The sequence below is a fragment of the Pseudomonas sp. PvP027 genome (assembly GCF_017833005.1).
In the GTDB taxonomy this organism is placed as follows: Bacteria; Pseudomonadota; Gammaproteobacteria; order Pseudomonadales; family Pseudomonadaceae; genus Aquipseudomonas; species Aquipseudomonas congelans.
Genome location: NZ_JAFIBK010000001.1, coordinates 3428702 through 3450000 on the forward strand (window position 1 = coordinate 3428702; position 21299 = coordinate 3450000).

Sequence of the window (21299 nt, forward strand, 5' to 3'; positions counted from 1 at the left end):
TGCGTAACGTGCGTCTGGCGTGCCTTCCTTGACGCTTCATTCATGTCCGATTGATACCCTTGCGTCCTCTTCTGCCTGCAAGGCTGCTAGGCTTGGCCCCCAGTGCCCTTGAACCCGAACATCTCCGATGCTTGAACGCCTGTTTATCCTGTTTGCCCTGACGTTGACTGTGCAGTCGGCCGGGGCTGTCACGATTTATAAATTCACCGATGCCAGTGGCGTGGTGTCCTTTTCGGACCGGCCGACGCCCGGCGCATCGGTCATGGTGTTTCGGGACCGCATGGTCGAGCGCATCGACGGCCAGGTGCACTTGAGTGTCAGGCGTGAAAGGGGCGTACACAGCCTGTATGTACGCAACGATCTGTACGCCCCTGTCGAAGTCGAACTCAGGCTTTCCAGTGTGACCAACGTGTTGGGGGTCTCTGGCTCGTCAGCAACGCTGCGCCGCACGATCCCGGCGCGCAGTAACCAGCGCGTGGTGGTCTTGAGCCCCAAGGTGGGGAGCAAGCCGATGAACTACGCCTCGGTGCTGAGTTCAACCCTGGGTGATCCCAAGGGCTTGGTGCAGGCCTATAAATACCCGCTGCCATGGATTGGCGGGCCGTTTCGCCTGACCCAGGGACCGAATGGCAGATACAGCCATTACGGCGTCAAGGGGCGCTATGCAATGGACATCGCCATGCCGGAGGGAACGCCGATCATTGCCGCGCGCGGCGGCACGGTGGTGAAGATCGAAAACAGCCAGTCAGGGCGGGGCTCGAATGCGTCAGGCAACTTTGTGCGCATTCTGCACGACGACGGCACGATGGGCGTCTACCTGCACCTGATGCGCGGCTCGGTGAGTGTCAGGGAAGGTCAGCGGGTGAGTGTCGGGACAGCGCTGGCGCGGTCCGGTAACACCGGCAACAGCACCGGCCCGCACCTGCACTTCGTTGTGCAGCGCAACTCGGGCAATGAGCTGATCTCGATCCCCTACGAATTCGCCACCCCGGTGCAGAGCCTGCCCAACTTCGCCGTCGGCGGGAATTGAGTAGGGGGCCATTCATAGCTCCCATGCTCCGCGTCCGATCTTGAACGGGCGGCGCGACTCAGACCTGTGACGCGGAGCGTCACGCAATGCATTCCCACGCTGGAGCGTGAGGAACGATAGTCGTCCGGGAGAACACCTATCGTGCCCATGCTCCGCGTGGGTATGCCGTCCTGGACGCTCTGCGTCCTATCCTGAGCATGGGGCGCGGCGCAGATTTGTGACGCGGAGCGTCACGCAATGCATTCCCACGCTGGAGCGTGAGGGACGATAGTCGTCCGGGAGAACACCTATCGTGCCCATGCTCTGCGTGGGTATGCCGTTCTGGACGCTCTGCGTCCTATCCTGAGCATGGGGCGCGGCGTAGATTTGTGACGCGGAGCGTCACGAAATGCATTCCCACGCTGGAGCGTGGGGAACGATAGTCGTCAGGTAGATCACTATCGTGCCCATGCTCTGCGTGGGCATGCCGTTCTGGACGCTCTGCGTCCTATCCTGAGCATGAGGCGCGACGCAGATTTGTGACGCGGAGCGTCAAGCAATGCATTCCCACGCTGGAGCATGAGGAACGATAGTCGTCCGGGAGAACACCTATCGTGCCCATGCTCTGCGTGGGTATGCCGTTCTGGACGCTCTGCGTCCGATCTTGAATGGGCGGCGCGACTCAGACCTGTGACGCGGAGCGTCAAGCAATGCATTCCCACGCTGGAGCATGAGGAACGATAGTCGTCCGGGAGAACACCTATCGTGCCCATGCTCTGCGTGGGTATGCCGTTCTGGACGCTCTGCGTCCGATCTTGAATGGGCGGCGCGACTCAGACCTGTGACGCGGAGCGTCACGAAATGCATTCCCACGCTGGAGCGTGAGGAACGATAGGTGTCCGGGAGAACACCTATCGTGCCCATGCTCTGCGTGGGCATGCCGTTCTGGACGCTCTGCGTCCGATCTTGAATGGGCGGCGCGACTCAGACCTGTGACGCGGAGCGTCACGAAATGCATTCCCACGCTGTAGCGTGAGGGACGATAGTCGTCCGGGAGAACACCTATCGCGCCCATGCTCCGCGTGGGCATGCCGTTCTGGACGCTCTGCGTCCTATCTTGGACACGTGGCGCTGATCGGGTCAGTCCAGCTTCAGCACCTTGGCCAGGACGATTTTCGGGCCTTTCATTTTCTTGATGATGATGCGCAGGCCTTCGACTTCCAGTTGTTCCTCTTCTTCCGGCACGCGCTTGAGCGTGTCGTAGATCAGACCGGCCAGTGTCTCGGCTTCGATGTGATCCAGGTCGATGCCCAGCAGGCGCTCGATCTTGAACAATGGCGTATCTCCGCGTACCAGCAGTTTGCCCGGCTGATAGGCAAGAATGCCGCGCTCCACCTTGCGGTGTTCGTCCTGGATATCGCCCACCAGCACTTCGAGCACGTCTTCCATGGTCAGGTAGCCCACGATCTTGCCGTCGGCTTCTTCCACCACGGCGAAGTGCGCGCCACCCTTACGGAACTGCTCGAGCAACTGCGACAGCGGCATGTGCCGGGAAACACGTTCCAGCGGGCGGGTCAGCTCGGCCAGGTTGAACGACTCCGGAATATGGTCCAGCGCTGCCAGCTCCAGCAGCAGGTCCTTGATGTGCAGCAGGCCGACGAACTCGCCCCGTTCAGCGTCATACAGCGGATAGCGACTGAATTTGTGGCGGCGGAACAAGGCAAGAATTTCTTTCAGGGGCGCATTGAAGTCCAGTGACACCATGTCTTCGCGGGAGTTGGCCCAGTCGACCACTTCCAGCTCGCCCATCTCCACGGCTGACGCCAGCACGCGCATGCCCTGATCGCTGGGGTCCTGGCCACGGCTGGAGTGCAGGATCAGTTTCAGTTCGTCGCGGCTGTAGCTGTGTTCATGGTGCGGGCCAGGCTCACCCTGGCCGGCGATACGCAGAATGGCGTTGGCGCTGGCGTTGAGCAGGTAGATGGCCGGGTACATCAACCAGTAGAAGAAGTACAACGGCGCCGCTGTCCACAGCGACAGCAGCTCCGGCTTGCGGATCGCCCAGGATTTGGGGGCCAGCTCGCCGATCACGATGTGCAGATACGAAATGATGAAGAAGGCGGTAAAGAACGACACGCCCTTGATCAATTCCGGAGTGTCCACGCCCATCGCCGCGAGCAGCGGCTCCAGCAGATGTGCGAATGCCGGTTCACCGACCCAGCCCAGACCCAGAGAGGCGAGGGTGATACCCAGCTGGCAGGCCGAAAGGTAGGCGTCCAGCTGGCCATGGACCTTGCGCAGGATGTGCCCGCGCCAGCCGTTCTTGTCGGCAATGGCTTCAACCTTGGTCGAGCGCAGTTTGACCATGGCGAACTCTGCCGCAACGAAAAAACCGTTGAGCAGGACCAGGAACAAAGCAAACAGAATCATGCCGAAATCGGCAAAGAGTGAAGACAGGTTAAAACTAGGGGAAGGGTCCATGATGGGGTTTTGCAGGGTCCGTATTAACAGGAAGAGGGTCGTGTCACGCCAGAGAGGACGCTATGAACCCGGCAATGTAGCGGCTCGAAGCAGGATTGCCTAGTAGTCTGAATCGTCGCTCGCAGGTTTGGACAACTGACCGCTGGCAAAGTGACAGGTAAAAACGCTGCCCTTGCCGAGCACGCTGTTGATCTCGAGATTGCCGCGATGGCGCAGCAGCACATGTTTGACGATGGCCAGACCGAGCCCCGTACCGCCGGTATTGGACGCACGGCTGGTATCGACCCGGTAGAAGCGCTCGGTCAGGCGCGGCAGATGTTTGGTCTCGATGCCAATCCCTGAATCCTGCACGCTCAAGTGTGCGCCCCGTTCGTCGGCCCACCAGCGAATACGGATCACGCCCTCGGCCGGGGTGTATTTGACGGCATTGAAGATCAGATTGGAAAACGCACTGCGCAACTCGCTTTCGCTGCCTTTGAGGCGTGTGTTGCTTTCCAGGCTGAGGTGAATCTGCTGGTTCTTGCTGCCCGACAGCGCGTTGGCATCGGCGGTGATGGTCTTGAGCAGCGTATTGACGACCACAGGGTGGTTATCCGATGGGTAATCGGTGGCCTCGAGCTTGGCCAGCAACAGCAGGTCATTGAGCAGCGTCTGCATGCGGCCGCCTTGCTGATGCATCTGTTGCAGTGCACGTACCCAGCGTGGATTGACCTCGTCCACGTTGTCGAGCAGCGTTTCCAGATAGCCGAAGATCACCGTGAGCGGTGTCCGCAACTCGTGAGACACGTTGGCGACGAAGTCTTTGCGCATCTGCTCCAGCTGATGAATGCGCGTCACGTCGCGCACCAGCATCAGATGCTCGTTGTTGCCATAACGGGTGATCAGCAACTGAATGCGCAGGCGATCGTTGGTCGGCGACGGGATTTCCAGCGGTTCGCTGTAGTCGCCCAGGGCAAAGTATTCCTTGAAGCGCGGATGCCGTACCAGATTGGTCACGGGTTGCCCGCTGTCCTGCGGCGTCTTCAGACCCAGCAGGGTTTCAGCGGCGCGGTTCCACCACTCCAGGTTGCCGTCGCTGTCGAGCATGATCACTGCATCGCGTAGCGCGGCGGTGGACTCCTGCACGCGATCGATGACGGCCTGAAGGCGGCCGCGGACGCGCTGGTCCCGACGTTGCAGGTGGTAGATGCTGTCGAAGACTTCACCCCACAGACCGTAACCGTCCGGAGGCGGCTCGTCGGCCTTGTGGCTGCTCAGCCAGTCGTGCAGGCGCAACAGTTGCTTGAGGGTCCAGGCCAGATACAGTCCCAGCCCGGCGGCCAGGCTCCAGGCATACTGCCCACTGATCAGGCCGACCAACAGGCAGGCGGTGACCAGCAACAACATGTGGCGTATCAGAGTGCCGTGCCAATTTTGATTCAATTAGGGGTAAATCCTTGTCTGGTCTGCACCGGCCATTGCCCTGCGTCGACGCAGCGGTTGTCAGCTCTTGGTCGAGAAACGATAGCCAGTGCCGCGCACGGTTTGTACCAGATTTTCATACGCATCCCCCAAGGCCTTGCGCAGGCGGCGGATATGAACGTCGACGGTGCGTTCTTCGACGTAGACGTTGCCGCCCCATACCTGATCCAGCAACTGACCGCGTGTGTAGGCGCGCTCCTGGTGGGTCATGAAGAACTGCAGCAGACGGTACTCGGTCGGGCCCATTTCGGCCGGTTTGCCGTCGATGGTGACACGGTGGCTGATCGGGTCGAGCAGCAGGCCGCCGACTTCGATGGGTGCTTCGCCGTCAGTCGGGCCGGCGCGACGCAGCACGGCCTTGAGGCGTGCCACCAGCTCGCGGGGCGAGAAAGGCTTGGTGATGTAATCGTCGGCGCCGACTTCCAGGCCCTGGATCTTGTTGTCCTCTTCACCTTTGGCGGTGAGCATGATGATCGGGATGTCCCCGGTCAGTTCATCACGCTTGAGGCGACGGGCCAGTTCGATGCCGGATGTGCCAGGCAGCATCCAGTCGAGCAGAATCAGGTCAGGCTTGCGGTCCACGATGATTGCGTGGGCCTGCTGAGAGTTTTCGGCTTCAATACAGTCGTATCCAGCCATTTCCAACGCAACGGCGATCATTTCGCGAATTGGCGCTTCGTCGTCAACGATCAGGATGCTCCTGCCAGCCATGCTCGAACCTCTTGTCATTTAACTGTCTTGGGGCGCATTAGATAACGGAATTATTGCAGTCGTGTGACAGGTCTGGATGAGGCTAGCATGCTGGAAGGCTGCGGGGGCCCGCAGGCCCCGTGATCCTGAATTTATTTCAGTCGTGCGCAGGCTGGCGGTGGCTGGTTTCAGCGCACCGCATAGTCGGCGACGATGCCCAGGAATATCGCCAGCCCGGCCCAGTGATTGTGCAGGAACGCCTTGAAGCAGGCGTCTCGCTCGCGCTCTCGGGTGCTCCAGAATTCCCAGGCGAAACAGCCTGCCGCTGCCAGCAGGCCAATGTAGAAGCACGCACCCAGTTCGAAGCGCGCACCGGCCAGCATCAGGCAGCCCAGTGCCAGCGCTTGCAGGGTCAGGATGATTACCCGGTCGGCATCGCCGAACAGGACGGCCGTGGATTTCACACCGATTTTCAGGTCGTCGTCGCGATCGACCATGGCGTAGTAGGTGTCGTAGCCCACGGTCCACAGCAGGTTGGCGATGTACAGCAGCCAGGCTGCAGCGGGCAACTCGCCGGTTTCGGCAGTGAAGGCCATCGGCATGCCCCACGAGAACGCAGCACCCAGCACCACTTGCGGGTAATAGGTGTAGCGCTTCATGAATGGATAGCTGGCCGCCAGGGCGAGACCGCCGAACGACAGCCAGACCGTCGTCGCGTTGGTGAACAGTACCAGCACAAAGCTCAGGCCGACCAGCACCGCAAACAGCACCAGCGCCTCCCTGGAGCTGACCCTGCCGCTGACCAGAGGCCGCTGCTCGGTGCGTTTGACGTGGCCATCCACCTTGCGGTCGGCGAAGTCATTGATCACACAGCCTGCCGCGCGCATCAGAAAGACGCCGAGTACAAAAATGCACACGGTCTGCAGCGACGGCGCGCCCTTGCCTGCAATCCAGACCGCCCACAGGGTCGGCCACAGCAACAGGTAGACGCCGATGGGCTTGTCGATGCGTGTCAGCTGGATGAAGTCCCAGGCGCGTGGGCTCAGACGATTGAGGGATTTGAGGAGGGACAGGTACATCAGACGGGGTCCTTGTCGTGGATCGCAGTGCACAGGGCGGGCAGGAAAACTTCGGCGACCAGCACGCTCAATGCGCCGCGATTGAAGCGCGAGCGGCGTGCCCACAGTCCGCGCGCTGCGTCGGCAGCGGGCAGCCAGGCCTCGGGGTAATGACACACTTCAAGCGTGCCTCGTGCGAACGCCGGGTCGCTGAACAGCAATTCACCCAGCGAACGAGTGCCCAGCTCATCCATATTCAGGCCGCCATCCTGCAGGGCGCTGCGGGCGGCGACACTGCGCGCGAACACCCAGTTGTTGCCGTTACCGCGCAAGTACACTTCGCGCACCCAGCCTTCGCCAGCCTCTGGCAGGCCCAGCGCCAGGCACTCGTCGGGGCGCAAGGGCTGCCAGCCTTCAAATTGCGGAAATACGCTGAAACGACCGTCAGATAAACGGTCCAACCGACGAGTAAGGGAGTCCTGATTGAACAGCCAGTCGAGCATTACCGGGTCCGGCGCGTCGATCAATTGTTCGCGCTCAAGCCAGACTGGGCCAATGAATGCGGGGGATTGCTGGGTCACGGTAAGCCAGTTCCGGCAGCCAACGAGGCCGCGAGCTTAGCATGATTGCCGGTCTCGACCGACGGTCGGCATAACGTCGGGTTATAGAATCGGACTTGCATCCGCGCCTGCCGATCAGTACAACGCCCCTTCAGAAGACGGCAACCGACCGTCGTACGCTATTGAGCCTGATAAACGAGAGAACCTGACATGAAGAAGTGGCAATGCATCGTCTGCGGCCTGATCTATAACGAAGCCGATGGCTGGCCGGATGACGGAATTGCGCCCGGCACCCTCTGGCAGGATGTGCCGGAAGACTGGCTGTGCCCGGATTGCGGCGTGGGCAAGATGGACTTTGAAATGATCGAAATCGGTTGATTGCTGCCGTAGACACGGGCTGGCAACAATGAGCATCAGGCACAGTGAAACAGGAAAGAACAATGAGCGCACCTGTCGTCATCATCGGCACCGGCCTTGCGGGGTATAACCTCGCTCGGGAGTTTCGCAAGCTGGACGCAGACACGCCGCTGCTATTGATCACGGCCGACGATGGCCGTTCCTACTCCAAGCCGATGCTCTCTACCGGCTTTGGCAAAAACAAGGAAGCCGACGGCCTGAGCATGGCCGAAGCCGGCGCCATGGCCGATCAGCTCAAGGCCGAGATCCGCACGCATACGCGGATCAGCGGGATCGACGCCGGGCACAAACGCCTGTGGATCGGCGAAGAGGCGGTGTATTACCGCGATCTTGTGCTGGCCTGGGGCGCCGAAACCATTCGCGTCCCCGTGGAAGGCGACGCCGGCGACGCGATTTTCCCGATCAACGATCTTCAGGATTACGCCCGCTTCCGGGCGGCTGCGGCGGGCAAGCGCCGGGTGCTGATTCTCGGCGCAGGGCTGATTGGCTGTGAATTCGCCAACGACCTGATCCTGGGCGGCTATGAAGTGGATCTGGTGGCGCCGTGCGAACAGGTCATGCCGACCCTGTTGCCCCCCGAGGCGGCGGCTGCGGTGAAGTCCGGTCTTGAAAGCCTGGGTGCACGTTTCCATCTGGGGCCGGTGCTGACCCGCCTGAATCGCAATGGTGAGGGCCTGCAAGCGCACTTGTCGGACGGGCAGGTGATGGACTGCGACCTGGTGGTGTCAGCCATCGGCCTGCGCCCTCGCACCGAACTGGCCGCCGCTGCCGGCTTGCAGACCGGACGCGGCATTCTGGTCGACCGCCTGTTGCAAACCTCCCACGCCAACATCCACGCGCTGGGCGATTGTGCCGAAGTCGATGGCCTCAATCTGCTTTACGTCATGCCGTTGATGAGCTGCGCTCGTGCGCTGGCCCAGACGCTGGCCGGAAACCCGACTTCCGTCAAATACGGGCCCATGCCGATCACCGTGAAGACGCCAGCCTGCCCGCTGGTGGTTTCGCCGCCGCCGCGTGGCAGTGATGGCCACTGGAGCGTCGAAGGGCAGGGCGCTGATATCAAGGCGCTGTGTCACGACGCTGACGGCAATCTGCTGGGCTATGCCCTGACAGGCGCTGCGGTCATGGAAAAACTCGCCCTCAACAAGGTGTTACCTGCGCTATTGGCGTGATTTCACGTCATTTTGTCGGATTGACCCTGTATTTCTGCCAATAAACCGCGTTCATGCACTGGCGCGGGTCAGTTCGGCATGCCATCCTCGGTCTTGTCTGCCGCTACGTAGAGCCGTCGCGGCGCCTTGTTGCCGTTTTTTTACAAAAGCGGCGCGGGACATAAAAACAAAAAACCGTAAAAGAGGCTTCATATGCGTAAACCAGAAGTTGCAGCCGCCATCGCTGAAAAGGCGGATCTCACCAAAGAACAATCCAATCGCGTTCTCAATGCCATCCTTGAAGAGATTACTGGCGCACTGAACCGCAAGGACAGTGTCACGCTGGTAGGTTTCGGTACTTTTCTGCAACGCCACCGTGGCGCCCGCACTGGCAAGAACCCACAGACCGGGGAGCCGGTCAAAATCAAGGCAAGCAACACAGTTGCCTTCAAGCCGGGGAAAGCCCTGAAAGACAGCGTCAATCCTTGACGCCTGTTGTGCGCCTCAGCGGGAGGCGCATAACCCACAGGCGGGCACACCAATCGGATTGGGTGCCCGTTTGTTGTTTCTTGGGGTATGTGACGCCGATCTCGCTTTCAACGGCCTTCTTGCACCGATCTCCTTCGAAATCCGGTTTTGTCCTACAGGTTTTGCGCCGATAACCCGCTACACTGCCACGCCGATTCCGTGTCGGAACCTGCATGTTCAGAGGCCGTGTATGAAATTTCGTTTTCTGTTGTGGATGCTGGGCCTGCTGATGGCCCGCGCCAGTCGTAACAATCCGGCGTTTCAGCAGCAATTGGCTGGCAAGGACCTGACCTTTCAGTTGCAGACCGCAGATGGCAAGGTCGCACGTCACTTCGTGGTCCACGATCAGCGGATCCGCAGTGCAAGTGGCACGGTTGCAGAGCCGGCTTTTGCCATCTCGTTTCGTGATGCAGCCTTTGGCTTTGATACCCTTCAGGCGAAGAACAAGCAGCTGGCGTTCATGAAGGGCATTCAGGACAAGGATATTCAGATCAAGGGCAACCCGGCCCTGGTGATCTGGTTCCAGGGCCTGGTCAAATACCTCAAACCGAGAAAGAAAACGGCCTGATCACGGCAACTGCAGCCCGCCTGCAGCCTTGTGCAACGCCCTGAGGTGCTCGGATACCTGCTTGAGGTTGGCTTCGTTGGCGGCAATCTCTTTGGCGCGCTCAGGCTCCAGCAGGGCCCGCACTTCCTTGTCGAGATCGCCGGTCAGGCGCTTGAGCTGCTTCTGGCGCTGACTGCTTTCTGCCTCAAGACGCTGCCATTCACCTGCCTGTGGCAAACCGTACCCGTCGCTGCCCAGTAGCTCGGCAGGCCGGCTGAGAAAGCCGCTGCTGGCGAGGATCTCCTGCAGTGTCTTGGTGGCGTTGGAGACCTTGCCGTCTTTCACTTCCCGGGCACCGAGATAGCTCTGTTTCACTTCGTCCTGAGCCAATAGCAGTTGCCTGCGCAGGCTGGCCTGCTCCAGCAGCAGAATCGCAGCGCTGGTACGCAGATCGGCTTTGCCGAACCACTGACTGCGCTCACTGGCTGGCAGGCCCATCCAATCTTCCACGCTGTTCTGTTTGATCGGCAGGTGCTTCTTCAGCACTTCGAACATCGCCTGATAGCGATCGCGGTAGGAGTCGAACCGATAGCCCAGACGCAGTGCTTCCTTGGGATCGTCCAGTACGCTGGTGTCAGCCAGCCCCCGCCCTTCAAGGACTTCAAGCAGACCGTTGGGCAAGATGCTGTCCAGGCCGACGAGCTTGGGGTTGTGCGTACCGGCGCGCAACAGTTTGAGGTTTTCAACGGCGCAGTTGTTCGAGAGGAAGTAGTAGTTGCCGTCGTAGCTCCAGTGCATTTCGGCAGCGTGCTGCACCAGCCCTTCTATTTCCGGACGCGACAGCTTGATCGGTACCGACGCCAGGCTGCGCAGTTCGGTCTTGGTGTATTCATCGATGACCTGTGCCAGTGGCAGGACGAACAGACGCGACGGGTAGGCGCCCATCAGGCCGTCCCAACTGGACAGTTGCACGTCGCCGACAAACGCCCGGTAAGACAGGACCAGATGCTGATCGAGGTCCAGGCGGCAATCCGGACCACGCGGGCGGCCAGGTTTGCAGATCACCAGGCGCAACATGCTGTGGCCCCAGCGGCTTGCCCAGTTCTGGTTCGCCTCGGCGAGCAGGTAATCCACCGCATAGACCCGTTCCGGGTCCAGCTTGCCCAAAGGCTCTCGGCCGAAGTCGCTGCCGGCATTCAGGTAGGGGTAATACTTCGGGCATTCGTTATGCGCTGCAGGTGCCCAGCCAAAACGCTCCTTGTAATACGCATACAGGGCAGGGCGACGGCAGGCGTAGGCCGGGTCGAGGAGGAAGTACTCCATGTTTACCGCCACGAACTCCAGCGGGCTGGTGGTTTCGTAGATGTCCGGGCTGCGTGCGACCTGGCCGTTATGTTCTTCGCGTTCGCCACGGCGTCCGACATATTGCTGCCAGCCCGCCAGGTCCAGCAGACGTGGATCGTCACTCAGGGTGAAGCGTCGCTCGGTCTGGCCGCGGCAGTTGTCAGGCAGGCCGACCTTACCCAGTGAACTGCTGCGTGATGTGCAGCGAAAAATAGCCGCTCGCTCGCTGGGCGACCACAGGCGGGCGCGATCGTAGACGTGTGTCAGCTCATGCAGGACAGTGGCGAGCAACTCCCGGCGCACCGTACCGTGTGGCCGGCCAGTCTGGGCGGTGGCTGCCGAACCGTCCGTCAGCGAGGCCAGCAGGTGGCTGTTGAGGTACAGCTGATAGGGACCGGCGGCCTGTCCGTAGGCGTTCTGCGGCATGTCACCGGACCAGCTCACCTCGACGGTTCGGTCCAGTGCCTCGACGAAGCTGGGCGGTAGTGCGTGCAGGGCTTCGTCGAGCAGCGCCTGACTGGCTTGCTGTTGAGGCGCATCGAGGCCGTCGGTGTGCAGTTCCAGCTTCAGGCTGGCAAAGGCATGCGTACCGACCAGCGACAGCGCGCCAGCAAGCAGCCAGGCGCGAAACCGCCTCACAATGCGAGGATTGCTTCAGCCAGGGTCTGATCGCTTGCATCGCGCGCTTCCGGCACGCGGGTACGCAGCGTGTCGAAAGCCGCATCCAGTTGGGCGCCGTGGATATCACCACCGGTCGCAACGTAGCTGGCAGCATCGTCCTTGGCCTGGAGAACGACCTTGGAGTCGCGGATCGATGTAGTGGTGTCGGAAGTGAAATCGATGGTACGGCCGAACGCACGAACGATGATGTTGCTCGTGGCCACAACAGTCTGAGCCTGGGCAAAATCGGCCAGCAATAGCAGGCCAAGGGAAGCAGCAATCAGCGGGGTACGCATGTAGTGACGTCTCCAGTTACGCGAAGAGGGGAAAGTGGCTATTGGACGAGGATTGCCTGCGCCAGTTCAAGGTCGCTGGCATGAAGTTTTGCATCTGTGTGACGCAGGGCGTGCAGCGCTGACTCAAGCCGGGCACCACGCAGTTCTCCACCGCTGGCGATGAATGCAGCAGCATCGTCACGGGCAGCCATGATCAGTTTATTATCAAACGGCCCTGTCGAAACCTGAGTGGTGGCATAGCCGGTCTTGACCAGACCTTGCGTGGTCGTATCGAACGCTTGAACCTGACTGACGTACATCAGGCTGGCAAAGGGAGCGATATACAGAAGGTGCAGTAAACGCATGACTTTCACGAACCGGCAAAACAGGCTCCAAGGCTAGCGCAATGCGCGGGCCAGAGCTACCCCGGCACGTAGCCGGGGCGCAGCGGTCAGATGGCCAGAATGGCCTGAGCCAGTTGGCTGTCGCTGGCTTGCAGTTCAGGCAGGACCTGGCGGATGTGCTGCAACGCGCCTTCGAGTCGAGCGCTGCGGATGTCGCCGGAGCTGGCCACGAAGCTGGCGGCGTCGTCACGGGCGGCGAGAACGATCTTGTCGTCTTTCAGGGAAGACGAAATGTTGGAGGTCGCGCGGGTCGATGCATTGACGGCATCAACCACTGCGTCGGTGGTGACGATGAAGCTGGAGGCGTTTGCACCGGCTGCGGCGGTCAACAGAAAGACAGCGCCAAGGTTACGTAGCAGAGACATGATCGAGTTCCGTTGTGGACAAGTGGGCACAGACTGCCTGCGAAGCCGAAGGGCTGAGGTAGAGCGCTAGACTATCCCACCGATGCTGCAGTTGTCATGAAGGTCGATGGCTTTGGATTACACAGTTTGCAATATCGCGTAACTGTACCTGCCATGGTTTGAGTTTTTTAAATCTGTACTGGTTTCGCCGGTGCTTTCTGAATCCGCCCCTTAAACGACAAAATCCGTCTCGGTTGCCTGAGACGGGTTTTGTATGAAGCAATTCGGGTTGCTGGCAGGAGACCTAGAGGTCAAGGACCAGCGGGCGCATGTTTAGCGCCAGAACGGCTTGCTCAGCTCTTCGTAACGCTGGGATTCGCTGATACCGGCGTCAGCCAGCAGGCGTGCATCCAGACGGGCCAGCTGGTGGCGGCTGGACAGGCGACGCTGCCAGAGCATCAGGTTGGCGAATACGCGCAGAGGCAGAGAGGCTTTTGCGGTGGTAACGGTGCTTTCGCTGAACAGATCGGAACTGATTGTACGTTCCATGGTGTGACTTCCTTCCGCTTGTGGCGGGATAAGTGAGTTGCTTGACTGGTGCCCATTTTCCTCGTGCGCGTCCAGCTTCCATAGACACAGTTCACCTGTATTGTGAGGGTTCAGTTAACTGTGATTGGGCACTGTTTTGTTCATAAATGGGGCAACTGTACCGGTCTGCACCCTATGAGTGCATTTTGTGGTCGATTGTGGTGATTTTTGCCTTTTAAGACGGTTTTATGACCGGTACAGAAGTACAGTTTTTCAATAAGCCCAGAGGCACAAGCTGAAAGTGGGTCAGAAAAGGTCTTGCTCACTTCCAACTGTCCTGTTCACGCTGGCAGCATGCGCCCGGTTTCTTCCAGGTTGATGTGCCAACTCAGTGCTTCGCGCAGGATATGCGGAGTATGCCCGCCCAGAGCGCAAGCGGCGCTGAAATAGGCGTTCAGCGCGTCGCGATAATCCGGATGCACGCAGTTATCGATGATCACTCTGGCGCGTTCGCGAGGCGCCAGGCCGCGCAGGTCCGCCAGGCCCTGCTCGGTGACCAGAATGTCGACATCGTGTTCGGTATGGTCGACATGGCTGACCATGGGGACAACGCTGGATATCGCGCCACCTTTGGCGATCGACTTGGTGACGAAGATCGCCAGGTGTGCGTTGCGCGAGAAGTCTCCGGAACCGCCAATGCCGTTCATCATGCGTGTCCCGCAGATGTGGGTGGAGTTCACATTGCCGTACAGGTCGAACTCCAGCGCGGTATTGATCCCGATGATACCCAGGCGACGGATCACCTCGGGGTGGTTGGAGATTTCCTGGGGGCGCAATACCAGCCTGGACTTGTAACGATTGAAGTCGGCAAAGACCTCGGCGTGCTTGGTCGCCGACAAGGTCATGGAGCTGCCCGAGGCGAAGGTCAGTTTGCCTGCATCGAAGAGGTCGAATGTCGAGTCCTGCAGCACCTCGGAGTACATCGTCAGGTCCGTGAAGGGAGACGCCAGCAGGCCGTGCATCACGGCGTTGGCAATGTTGCCGATCCCGGCCTGCAGTGGCATCAGCTTTTCGGTCAGCCGGTCTTCGCGCACTTCTTTCTTGAAGAACTCCACCAGATGATTGGCGATGGCCTGCGTGTCCGCGTCAGGTGGCGTTACCGTGGAGGGTGAGTCAGGCTGGTTGCTGATGACAATGCCGACTATTTTCGCCGGATCGATCTTCACTGCATGGCTGCCGATACGCGAATCTGCCTCAAGGACCGGAATCGGCAGGCGTGTCGGTCTGTAGCTGGGTATATAGATGTCGTGCAGGCCTTCCAGCTCCAGTGGCTGGGACAGGTTGATTTCCACGATGACCTGTTTGGCCAGGATGGCGAAGCTGGCCGAGTTGCCCACTGAGGTGCTCAGCACCAGATGGCCCTCTTCGGTGATCGCGACGCATTCGATCACGGCGAGGTCCACAGCCTTGATCTGCCGATTGCGCAGCAGCTCGACGGTGTCGGACAAATGCTGATCGATGAACATCACCGTGCCGTTGTTGATCGCCTTGCGCAGCGTGCTGTCGACCTGAAAAGGCATACGCCGGGACAGTACGCCGGACTCGGTCAATTGCTTGTCCAGGTCATTGCCCAGACTGGCGCCGGTCATCAGGCTGATTTTCAGCGGCGTCACTTTGGCGCGCTCGGCCAGCGCGTGGGGTACGGCCTTGGCTTCGCCTGCGCGGGTGAAGCCACTCATGCCGACGGTCATGCCGTCTTCAATCAAGGCGGCAGCGTCGGCTGCGCTCATAACCTTGCTCATCAGGGAGGGCCGGCGGATACGGTCACGGTACATGGGTCTGTCTCGTAGATAGAAGCGAACGACAAGTCTAGAGCCTTGGTCGAGCTTCGTCCTGCTACCAAGGTCGCATTTGACCGCTCTAATTAGCGGGTTCCAGCGCAAAACACTGTTACGCGGAATGTAAAAAGCCCCGGTCGCCAAGCGAGCCGGGGCTTCAATGGAGCGGGGTCAGGCTAGGCGTTTTCGACGGCCTTCACCATGTCCTCGATCACCTTTTTGGCGTCTCCGAACACCATCATGGTTTTATCCAGATAGAACAATTCGTTATCCAGACCTGCGTAACCACTGGCCATCGAGCGTTTGTTGACGATGATGGTCTTGGCCTTGAACGCCTCCAGGATGGGCATCCCGGCGATAGGGGATTTCGGATCGTTCTTGGCGGCCGGGTTGACCACGTCGTTGGCACCGAGCACCAGCACCACATCGGCCTGGCCGAATTCGGAGTTGATGTCGTCCATCTCGAACACCTGGTCGTAAGGCACTTCGGCTTCGGCCAGCAGCACGTTCATGTGCCCGGGCATGCGTCCGGCCACCGGGTGAATGGCGTACTTCACGGTGACGCCGCGGTGTACGAGCTTCTCGGTCAGCTCCTTGAGCGCATGCTGCGCACGAGCCACTGCCAGGCCGTAACCGGGCACGATGATCACGGTGTCGGCGTTGGTCAGCAAGAAGGTTGCGTCGTCTGCCGAGCCGGATTTCACCGGGCGTGCTTCCTTGGCACCCGCCGGGCCTGCCGAGTCGGTTGCGCCGCCGAAGCCGCCACCGATCACATTGAAGAACGAGCGGTTCATGGCCTTGCACATGATGTACGAGAGGATCGCGCCCGAGGAGCCGACCAGTGAGCCCGCGATGATCAGCATCGAGTTGTTCAACGAAAAGCCGATGCCGGCTGCCGCCCAGCCTGAATAGCTGTTGAGCATCGAGACCACTACCGGCATGTCGGCCCCGCCAATCGGGATGATCAGCAACACGCCGATGACGAATGCCAGCGCCAGCATGATCGCAAAGGCGGTAAGGCTGCCGGTGAACATGAAGGTCAGGCCGAAGAACAGCGTGGCCAGACCGAGGACCAGGTTGAGCGTGTGCTGGCCGTCAAACTGTACCGGTGCGCCTTGAAAGAGGCGAAATTTGTACTTACCCGAGAGTTTGCCGAAAGCGATGACCGAACCCGAGAAGGTAATCGCACCAATGGCTGCCCCCAGGAACAGCTCCAGACGGTTGCCGGCCGGAATGGCATCGCCCAGATTGCGAACGATGCCGAGTGATTGAGGCTCGACGACCGCCGCGATAGCGATGAACACTGCTGCCAGGCCGATCATGCTGTGCATGAAGGCGACCAGTTCCGGCATTTTGGTCATTTCGACGCGCTTGGCCATGATCGAGCCTGCGGTTCCGCCCACCAGCAGACCGACCACAATGTAGCCGATCCCCGCGCTGGTCCCCTCGGCGGTGGACAGTGCGGCCAGCTTGAACACCAGACCTATGGTGGTGATGACCGCCAGGCCCATGCCGAGCATGCCGAACAGGTTGCCACGGCGCGAGGTGGTCGGGTGAGACAAGCCTTTGAGTGCCTGGATGAAGCAGATCGATGCGATCAGGTACAGCAGGGTAACCAGATTCATGCTCATGACTTGGGCGCCTCATCCTTTGCCTTGGGGGCCTTTTTCCTGAACATCTCCAGCATCCGCCGAGTCACCAGAAACCCGCCAAATACGTTCACGGCCGCCAGCGCGACAGCCAGTGTGCCCATGGTCTTGCCCAGCGGGGTGACCGTGAGCGCCGCGGCGAGCATGGCGCCGACGATGACGATGGCGGAGATGGCATTGGTGACCGCCATGAGTGGTGTGTGCAGCGCAGGCGTGACATTCCAGACCACGTGGTAGCCGACATAAATCGCCAGTACGAAAATGATCAGGTTGTAGACGCCGGGGGAAATCAGCTCTTCCATTGGTATGTCCTCAGCCGTTCTTGCGGACAACTTGCCCGTCGCGGCACATCAGGCATGCGGCGACGATGTCGTCTTCGAGGTTGATCGAGAATGCGCCGTCCTTGTCGAACAGCAGCTTCATGAAGTCCAGCAGGTTGCGGGCGTAGAGCGCCGAGGCATCGGCCGCGACCAGAGCGGGCAGGTTGGTGTGGCCGACGATGGTCACGCCGTGCTCGACGACCACCTGATCGGCAACGGTCAGCGGGCAGTTACCGCCCTGTGCTGCGGCCAGGTCGATCACCACCGAGCCGGGCTTCATCTGCGCTACGGTTTCCGCGCCCAGCAGTACCGGAGCCTTGCGGCCGGGAATGAGGGCGGTCGTGATGACGATGTCCGACAGTTTCGCGCGCTCATGCACGGCGGCAGCCTGACGTTGCATCCAGCTGGCCGGCATGGGGCGCGCGTAGCCGCCCACGCCTTCGGCACATTCGCGCTCTTCGTCGGTCTCGTAGGGCACATCGATGAATTTCGCGCCCAGCGACTCGATCTGCTCCTTCACTGCCGGACGCACATCCGAGGCTTCTACCACTGCGCCCAGCCTTTTGGCGGTGGCAATGGCCTGCAGACCGGCAACGCCTGCACCCAGGATCAGCACCCGTGCAGCTTTGACGGTGCCGGCAGCGGTCATCAGCATGGGCATGAAGCGCGGGTAATGATGTGCCGCGAGCAGCACTGCCTTGTAGCCTGCAATGTTGGCTTGCGAAGACAGCACATCAAGGCTTTGCGCCCGGGATGTGCGCGGCGCGGCTTCCAGGGCGAACGCGGTAATGCCACGTGCAGCCATTTTGCCGATGAGTTCGTTGTTGAAGGGGTTGAGCATGCCGATGACGACCGAGCCACTTTTGATCAGGCTCAACGCTTCATCGTCGGGTGCGACGACCTTGAGAATCAGTTCGGCCGCATAGGTCTCGTTGGTGTCACCGATCACTGCGCCGGCAGCCTCGTAAGCGCTGTCCGGAACGCTGGCATGAATGCCAGCGCCGCTTTGCACCGTAACCCTGTGACCCTGGCTGATCAGCTTTTTGATGGTTTCCGGGGTAGCAGCTACCCGGGTTTCGCCCGCTTGTGTTTCGAGAGGAACACCAATGTGCACGACAAATCTCCTGCGCGATTTTTTATCGTTCGTATGTAGGCCAGTGCACTACGGCTGGTGCGTCTGGCTTGGCCAATCAGCACGCCCCTTTGCAGCAGGGGCGGGGCATTTTGCAGGCGAAGTTTGCGGGCTTCAATACATTCTGTAACGAAACTATAGATGAACTACAAGTCACGCTGTGACCTATTGTCGCATTAATTCGACAAGGCCCTTAATCTGTGGGGCTTGTGGCGATATTCCTTACGAAAAACAGGTGATAGGAATTTTTCTGCAGAAAATCCGGTAAAAGCGGCAAAACGGCCTAAAGGCCCTATAGATAAAGGGTTATGTCGGTTTTTTTGTGAACACGCTGAAGTTTCTTCAGGGCGACATAAGGTTATATCTGTAGGCTATAAAGCCTATGGACTACCTAGAGCCTGGTTCAGGTTTTTCCTGGGGCAACTGGTAAGTGCGGGCCTGCTCGACCAGCCAGTCACGAAACGCAGTCAGCGATGCCGATTCCACTTTGCGCTCGGGAATCATCAGGTGATAGGCCTTGCTGCCGGGCAGTGATCGGGTGTTTGCGATCACCAGACGCTTCTCCTGCAGTTCGCGCTGAATGAGGAAAGGGGGGATCAGCGCGATGCCCATGTCGTGCATGGCCGCCTGCGCCAGCATGGAGAACAGTTCATAGCGGGGGCCGGTCATGTCACGCGCGACATCCAGATCCTGCGCATTGAACCATTGCCGCCAAGCGTAGGGCCGGGTGGTCTGTTGCAGCAGCGGCAATTCCGCCAGTTCGCGTGCTTCGAGGCTGTCGCGACCTTCAAGCAAGGACGGGCTGCAGACCGGCATGGAGTTTTCGCTCATCAGCCGATGCGAATGGGTGCCGGACCAGTCGGCATCGCCAAAATAGATAGCGGCATCGAAGTCGGTGTCGGCAAACAGGAAGGGGCGGGTACGGTTGGTCAGGTGGACCGTGACGTCGGGGTGCTTGTGCTGGAAGTCCTTCAGGCGCGGCAGCAGCCACTGAGTGCCGAAGGTCGGCACTACGGCGAGCTCGATGGCGTTGGCACCTTGCTGGCCCATGACCGACAGTGTGTCGCGCTCGACTGCGTCCAGTTGCTGGGCCACACGACGACTATAGGAAAGCCCGGCCTCTGTGAGCTTTACACCTCTGCGCGAACGCCGGAACAGCTCGACGCCGAGAAACTCTTCCAGTCCGCCGATTTGCCGACACACAGCGCCTTGCGTGAGCGAGAGCTCATTGGCGGCCTTGGTGAAGCTCTCGTGGCGGGCGGCTGCCTCGAAACTGACCAGTGCAGTGGTGCTGGGTATCTTGCGTCTCATGTACTTTCTTCTCACTTATATTTTTGTTTTATGGCGCAGTTTGGCATCACGGAGTGAGAAATTAGCACAGACGCTTGATAAAACCTCGTTTGTCGCTGACCTGAGCCAGGGCTAGGATCGCTGCAGGATTTCATCTGAACGCGAGGAACTGGCATGAGCGGTAAGGCAAGCTTTAACTGGATTGACCCCTTGTTGCTGGATCAACAGCTCACTGAAGAAGAGCGCATGGTCCGCGACACGGCCGAGCAGTTCGCCCAGAGCAAGCTGGCCCCGCGCGTGCTGGAAGCATTCCGTCACGAGAAAACCGACCCGGCCATCTTTCGCGAGATGGGCGAGGTGGGGCTGCTGGGCGCGACCATCCCGGAAGAGTTCGGTGGCAGCGGCCTGAATTACGTGTGTTACGGGCTGATCGCGCGTGAAGTCGAGCGTGTCGATTCGGGCTACCGTTCGATGATGAGTGTGCAGTCTTCGCTGGTCATGGTGCCGATCAACGAGTTCGGTACGCAGGCTCAGAAAGAGAAGTACCTGCCCAAACTGGCTTCGGGCGAATGGATCGGCTGCTTCGGCCTGACCGAGCCCGATCACGGGTCCGACCCTGGAGCGATGATTACCCGCGCCCGGAGTGTCGAGGGCGGCTACCGTCTGAGCGGCAGCAAGATGTGGATCACCAACAGCCCGATCGCCGATGTGTTTGTGGTGTGGGCCAAGGACGATGCCGGCGATATTCGCGGTTTCGTTCTCGAAAAAGGCTGGGCAGGCCTGAGCGCTCCGGCGATTCACGGCAAGGTCGGCTTGCGCGCATCGATCACCGGCGAGATCGTCATGGATAACGTGTTCGTGCCCGAAGACAACATCTTCCCCGATGTGCGCGGTCTGAAGGGGCCGTTCACCTGCCTCAACTCGGCGCGGTACGGTATTTCCTGGGGCGCGCTGGGCGCGGCAGAGTTCTGCTGGCACACCGCGCGGCAATACACCCTGGATCGCCAGCAATTCGGTCGTCCGCTGGCGGCCAATCAGCTGATCCAGAAGAAGCTGGCAGACATGCAGACCGAAATCACTCTGGCCTTGCAGGGTTGCCTGCGTCTGGGGCGCATGAAGGACGAAGGTACGGCTGCCGTTGAGATCACCTCGATCATGAAGCGCAACTCGTGCGGCAAGTCGCTGGATATCGCGCGCCTGGCTCGCGACATGCTGGGCGGCAATGGCATCTCGGACGAGTTTGGCATCGCCAGGCATCTGGTCAACCTGGAGGTTGTGAATACCTATGAAGGCACGCACGACGTGCATGCGTTGATCCTCGGGCGTGCGCAGACCGGCATTCAGGCTTTCTATTAAGGAGGGCTGATCATGGGCGCGCTTTCGCATATCCGGGTTCTCGACCTGTCGAGAGTCCTGGCCGGGCCATGGGCCGGCCAGATCCTTGCTGACCTCGGCGCTGACGTCATCAAGGTCGAGCGCCCCGGGTGTGGGGATGATACGCGCTCGTGGGGGCCGCCGTTTCTTCAGGATGCTGCGGGGCAGAACACCAGCGAGGCGGCTTATTACCTGTCCGCTAATCGCAATAAGCAGTCAGTCACCATCGACTTCACGCG

22 protein-coding genes (1 of these 22 cut by a window edge) are annotated in these 21299 nt (G+C 60.1%); 7 read left to right on the forward strand and 15 right to left on the reverse strand.

Features of this window, described 5'->3' with window-relative positions; translation table 11 throughout:
• Window positions 1–127: 127 nt before the first annotated feature.
• The gene (locus JOE33_RS14575; RefSeq protein ID WP_032611151.1) at window positions 128–1030 is read left to right on the forward strand and encodes a M23 family metallopeptidase; all 903 of its coding nucleotides are present in this window, start codon (window positions 128–130) and stop codon (window positions 1028–1030) included.
• 1119 nt (window positions 1031–2149) lie between these two features.
• Here the strand turns inward: JOE33_RS14575 and JOE33_RS14580 are convergent.
• The 5 genes from JOE33_RS14580 to JOE33_RS14600 all read right to left on the reverse strand — a co-directional run bounded on the left by JOE33_RS14580 (window position 2150) and on the right by JOE33_RS14600 (window position 7280).
• A complete protein-coding gene (locus tag JOE33_RS14580; protein WP_010432065.1) occupies window positions 2150–3490 on the reverse strand; it encodes a hemolysin family protein in 1341 nt (446 codons plus the stop codon).
• Window positions 3491–3589: 99 nt separating this feature from the next.
• Entirely contained in the window at window positions 3590–4876 is a 1287-nt protein-coding gene (gene phoR / locus JOE33_RS14585; protein WP_236274980.1) for a phosphate regulon sensor histidine kinase PhoR, read from the reverse strand.
• A gap of 96 nt (window positions 4877–4972) precedes the next feature.
• Window positions 4973–5662 carry a phosphate regulon transcriptional regulator PhoB gene (gene phoB, locus JOE33_RS14590; protein WP_002555882.1) on the reverse strand — a complete coding sequence of 230 codons (690 nt, stop codon included), beginning with the start codon at window positions 5660–5662 and terminating at the stop codon, window positions 4973–4975.
• Window positions 5663–5829: 167 nt separating this feature from the next.
• Complete coding sequence (gene ubiA / locus JOE33_RS14595) at window positions 5830–6720, reverse strand: 4-hydroxybenzoate octaprenyltransferase (protein WP_187626222.1); 891 nt, start codon at window positions 6718–6720, stop codon at window positions 5830–5832.
• Window positions 6720–7280, reverse strand: a complete 561-nt coding sequence (locus tag JOE33_RS14600) for a chorismate lyase (RefSeq protein ID WP_032614440.1) — start codon at window positions 7278–7280, stop codon at window positions 6720–6722. The genes ubiA and JOE33_RS14600 overlap by 1 nt, the downstream gene beginning before the upstream one ends.
• Window positions 7281–7469: 189 nt before the next feature.
• Here JOE33_RS14600 and JOE33_RS14605 point away from each other — a divergent pair, with 189 nt between their 5' ends.
• From JOE33_RS14605 to JOE33_RS14620, 4 genes are all read left to right on the forward strand, one after another.
• On the forward strand, window positions 7470–7637 hold the full coding sequence (locus JOE33_RS14605) for a rubredoxin (protein WP_002555879.1): 168 nt from the start codon (window positions 7470–7472) through the stop codon (window positions 7635–7637).
• A gap of 62 nt (window positions 7638–7699) precedes the next feature.
• On the forward strand, window positions 7700–8848 hold the full coding sequence (locus JOE33_RS14610; protein ID WP_010432054.1) for an FAD-dependent oxidoreductase: 1149 nt from the start codon (window positions 7700–7702) through the stop codon (window positions 8846–8848).
• A 192-nt stretch (window positions 8849–9040) separates the two neighbouring features.
• Window positions 9041–9316: an HU family DNA-binding protein gene (locus tag JOE33_RS14615; protein WP_003316110.1), complete on the forward strand. Its 276-nt coding sequence runs from the start codon at window positions 9041–9043 to the stop codon at window positions 9314–9316.
• Between the two features lie 229 nt (window positions 9317–9545).
• Window positions 9546–9923, forward strand: coding sequence for a helicase (locus JOE33_RS14620; protein WP_010432048.1), 378 nt, complete (start codon window positions 9546–9548; stop codon window positions 9921–9923).
• Here JOE33_RS14620 and JOE33_RS14625 read toward each other — a convergent pair whose 3' ends face one another.
• From JOE33_RS14625 to JOE33_RS14670, 10 genes are all read right to left on the reverse strand, one after another.
• Window positions 9924–11885: a DUF4105 domain-containing protein gene (locus tag JOE33_RS14625; RefSeq protein WP_187626223.1), complete on the reverse strand. Its 1962-nt coding sequence runs from the start codon at window positions 11883–11885 to the stop codon at window positions 9924–9926.
• Window positions 11882–12202 (reverse strand): DUF2388 domain-containing protein, encoded by a 321-nt coding sequence (locus JOE33_RS14630; RefSeq protein WP_010432043.1) that lies wholly within the window; start codon window positions 12200–12202, stop codon window positions 11882–11884. The genes JOE33_RS14625 and JOE33_RS14630 overlap by 4 nt, the downstream gene beginning before the upstream one ends.
• Window positions 12203–12240: 38 nt before the next feature.
• Complete coding sequence (locus tag JOE33_RS14635) at window positions 12241–12546, reverse strand: DUF2388 domain-containing protein (protein ID WP_187626224.1); 306 nt, start codon at window positions 12544–12546, stop codon at window positions 12241–12243.
• An 86-nt stretch (window positions 12547–12632) separates the two neighbouring features.
• Complete coding sequence (locus JOE33_RS14640; RefSeq protein ID WP_010432036.1) at window positions 12633–12950, reverse strand: DUF2388 domain-containing protein; 318 nt, start codon at window positions 12948–12950, stop codon at window positions 12633–12635.
• A 312-nt stretch (window positions 12951–13262) separates the two neighbouring features.
• On the reverse strand, window positions 13263–13478 hold the full coding sequence (locus JOE33_RS14645; RefSeq protein WP_002555870.1) for a DUF1127 domain-containing protein: 216 nt from the start codon (window positions 13476–13478) through the stop codon (window positions 13263–13265).
• 320 nt (window positions 13479–13798) lie between these two features.
• Window positions 13799–15292: an acetyl-CoA hydrolase/transferase family protein gene (locus JOE33_RS14650; RefSeq protein ID WP_054993346.1), complete on the reverse strand. Its 1494-nt coding sequence runs from the start codon at window positions 15290–15292 to the stop codon at window positions 13799–13801.
• Window positions 15293–15471: 179 nt separating this feature from the next.
• Entirely contained in the window at window positions 15472–16926 is a 1455-nt protein-coding gene (locus tag JOE33_RS14655) for an NAD(P)(+) transhydrogenase (Re/Si-specific) subunit beta (protein ID WP_187626225.1), read from the reverse strand.
• Window positions 16923–17246 (reverse strand): NAD(P) transhydrogenase subunit alpha, encoded by a 324-nt coding sequence (locus tag JOE33_RS14660; protein WP_002555867.1) that lies wholly within the window; start codon window positions 17244–17246, stop codon window positions 16923–16925. Before JOE33_RS14660 ends, JOE33_RS14655 begins: the two co-directional genes overlap by 4 nt.
• A gap of 10 nt (window positions 17247–17256) precedes the next feature.
• Complete coding sequence (locus tag JOE33_RS14665) at window positions 17257–18378, reverse strand: Re/Si-specific NAD(P)(+) transhydrogenase subunit alpha (RefSeq protein WP_187626226.1); 1122 nt, start codon at window positions 18376–18378, stop codon at window positions 17257–17259.
• 405 nt (window positions 18379–18783) lie between these two features.
• Window positions 18784–19707 carry a LysR family transcriptional regulator gene (locus tag JOE33_RS14670; RefSeq protein ID WP_122578786.1) on the reverse strand — a complete coding sequence of 308 codons (924 nt, stop codon included), beginning with the start codon at window positions 19705–19707 and terminating at the stop codon, window positions 18784–18786.
• A 153-nt stretch (window positions 19708–19860) separates the two neighbouring features.
• On the opposite strand from JOE33_RS14670, the gene JOE33_RS14675 reads away from it, so the two are divergent.
• Together JOE33_RS14675 and JOE33_RS14680 are read left to right on the forward strand one after the other, a co-directional pair.
• Window positions 19861–21042, forward strand: a complete 1182-nt coding sequence (locus JOE33_RS14675; RefSeq protein WP_032614450.1) for an acyl-CoA dehydrogenase — start codon at window positions 19861–19863, stop codon at window positions 21040–21042.
• A 9-nt stretch (window positions 21043–21051) separates the two neighbouring features.
• Window positions 21052–21299, forward strand: partial view of a CaiB/BaiF CoA-transferase family protein gene (locus JOE33_RS14680; RefSeq protein ID WP_187626227.1) — the beginning only. 976 nt of this gene lie beyond the right edge of the window; the window shows 248 of its 1224 coding nt (coding positions 1–248); it begins with the start codon at window positions 21052–21054; its stop codon lies off the right edge, out of view.

What these genes read in the sequence shown, in the direction of transcription:
- JOE33_RS14575 (WP_032611151.1), top strand. Translation starts at nt 128, where the DNA reads ATGCTTGAACGCCTGTTTATCCTGTTTGCCCTGACGTTGACTGTGCAG.
- JOE33_RS14580 (WP_010432065.1), bottom strand. Translation starts at nt 3,490, where the DNA reads ATGGACCCTTCCCCTAGTTTTAACCTGTCTTCACTCTTTGCCGATTTC.
- phoR (WP_236274980.1), bottom strand. Translation starts at nt 4,876, where the DNA reads ATGTTGTTGCTGGTCACCGCCTGCCTGTTGGTCGGCCTGATCAGTGGG.
- phoB (WP_002555882.1), bottom strand. Translation starts at nt 5,662, where the DNA reads ATGGCTGGCAGGAGCATCCTGATCGTTGACGACGAAGCGCCAATTCGC.
- ubiA (WP_187626222.1), bottom strand. Translation starts at nt 6,720, where the DNA reads ATGTACCTGTCCCTCCTCAAATCCCTCAATCGTCTGAGCCCACGCGCC.
- JOE33_RS14605 (WP_002555879.1), top strand. Translation starts at nt 7,470, where the DNA reads ATGAAGAAGTGGCAATGCATCGTCTGCGGCCTGATCTATAACGAAGCC.
- JOE33_RS14610 (WP_010432054.1), top strand. Translation starts at nt 7,700, where the DNA reads ATGAGCGCACCTGTCGTCATCATCGGCACCGGCCTTGCGGGGTATAAC.
- JOE33_RS14615 (WP_003316110.1), top strand. Translation starts at nt 9,041, where the DNA reads ATGCGTAAACCAGAAGTTGCAGCCGCCATCGCTGAAAAGGCGGATCTC.
- JOE33_RS14620 (WP_010432048.1), top strand. Translation starts at nt 9,546, where the DNA reads ATGAAATTTCGTTTTCTGTTGTGGATGCTGGGCCTGCTGATGGCCCGC.
- JOE33_RS14630 (WP_010432043.1), bottom strand. Translation starts at nt 12,202, where the DNA reads ATGCGTACCCCGCTGATTGCTGCTTCCCTTGGCCTGCTATTGCTGGCC.
- JOE33_RS14635 (WP_187626224.1), bottom strand. Translation starts at nt 12,546, where the DNA reads ATGCGTTTACTGCACCTTCTGTATATCGCTCCCTTTGCCAGCCTGATG.
- JOE33_RS14640 (WP_010432036.1), bottom strand. Translation starts at nt 12,950, where the DNA reads ATGTCTCTGCTACGTAACCTTGGCGCTGTCTTTCTGTTGACCGCCGCA.
- JOE33_RS14645 (WP_002555870.1), bottom strand. Translation starts at nt 13,478, where the DNA reads ATGGAACGTACAATCAGTTCCGATCTGTTCAGCGAAAGCACCGTTACC.
- JOE33_RS14650 (WP_054993346.1), bottom strand. Translation starts at nt 15,292, where the DNA reads ATGTACCGTGACCGTATCCGCCGGCCCTCCCTGATGAGCAAGGTTATG.
- JOE33_RS14655 (WP_187626225.1), bottom strand. Translation starts at nt 16,926, where the DNA reads ATGAGCATGAATCTGGTTACCCTGCTGTACCTGATCGCATCGATCTGC.
- JOE33_RS14660 (WP_002555867.1), bottom strand. Translation starts at nt 17,246, where the DNA reads ATGGAAGAGCTGATTTCCCCCGGCGTCTACAACCTGATCATTTTCGTA.
- JOE33_RS14670 (WP_122578786.1), bottom strand. Translation starts at nt 19,707, where the DNA reads ATGAGACGCAAGATACCCAGCACCACTGCACTGGTCAGTTTCGAGGCA.
- JOE33_RS14675 (WP_032614450.1), top strand. Translation starts at nt 19,861, where the DNA reads ATGAGCGGTAAGGCAAGCTTTAACTGGATTGACCCCTTGTTGCTGGAT.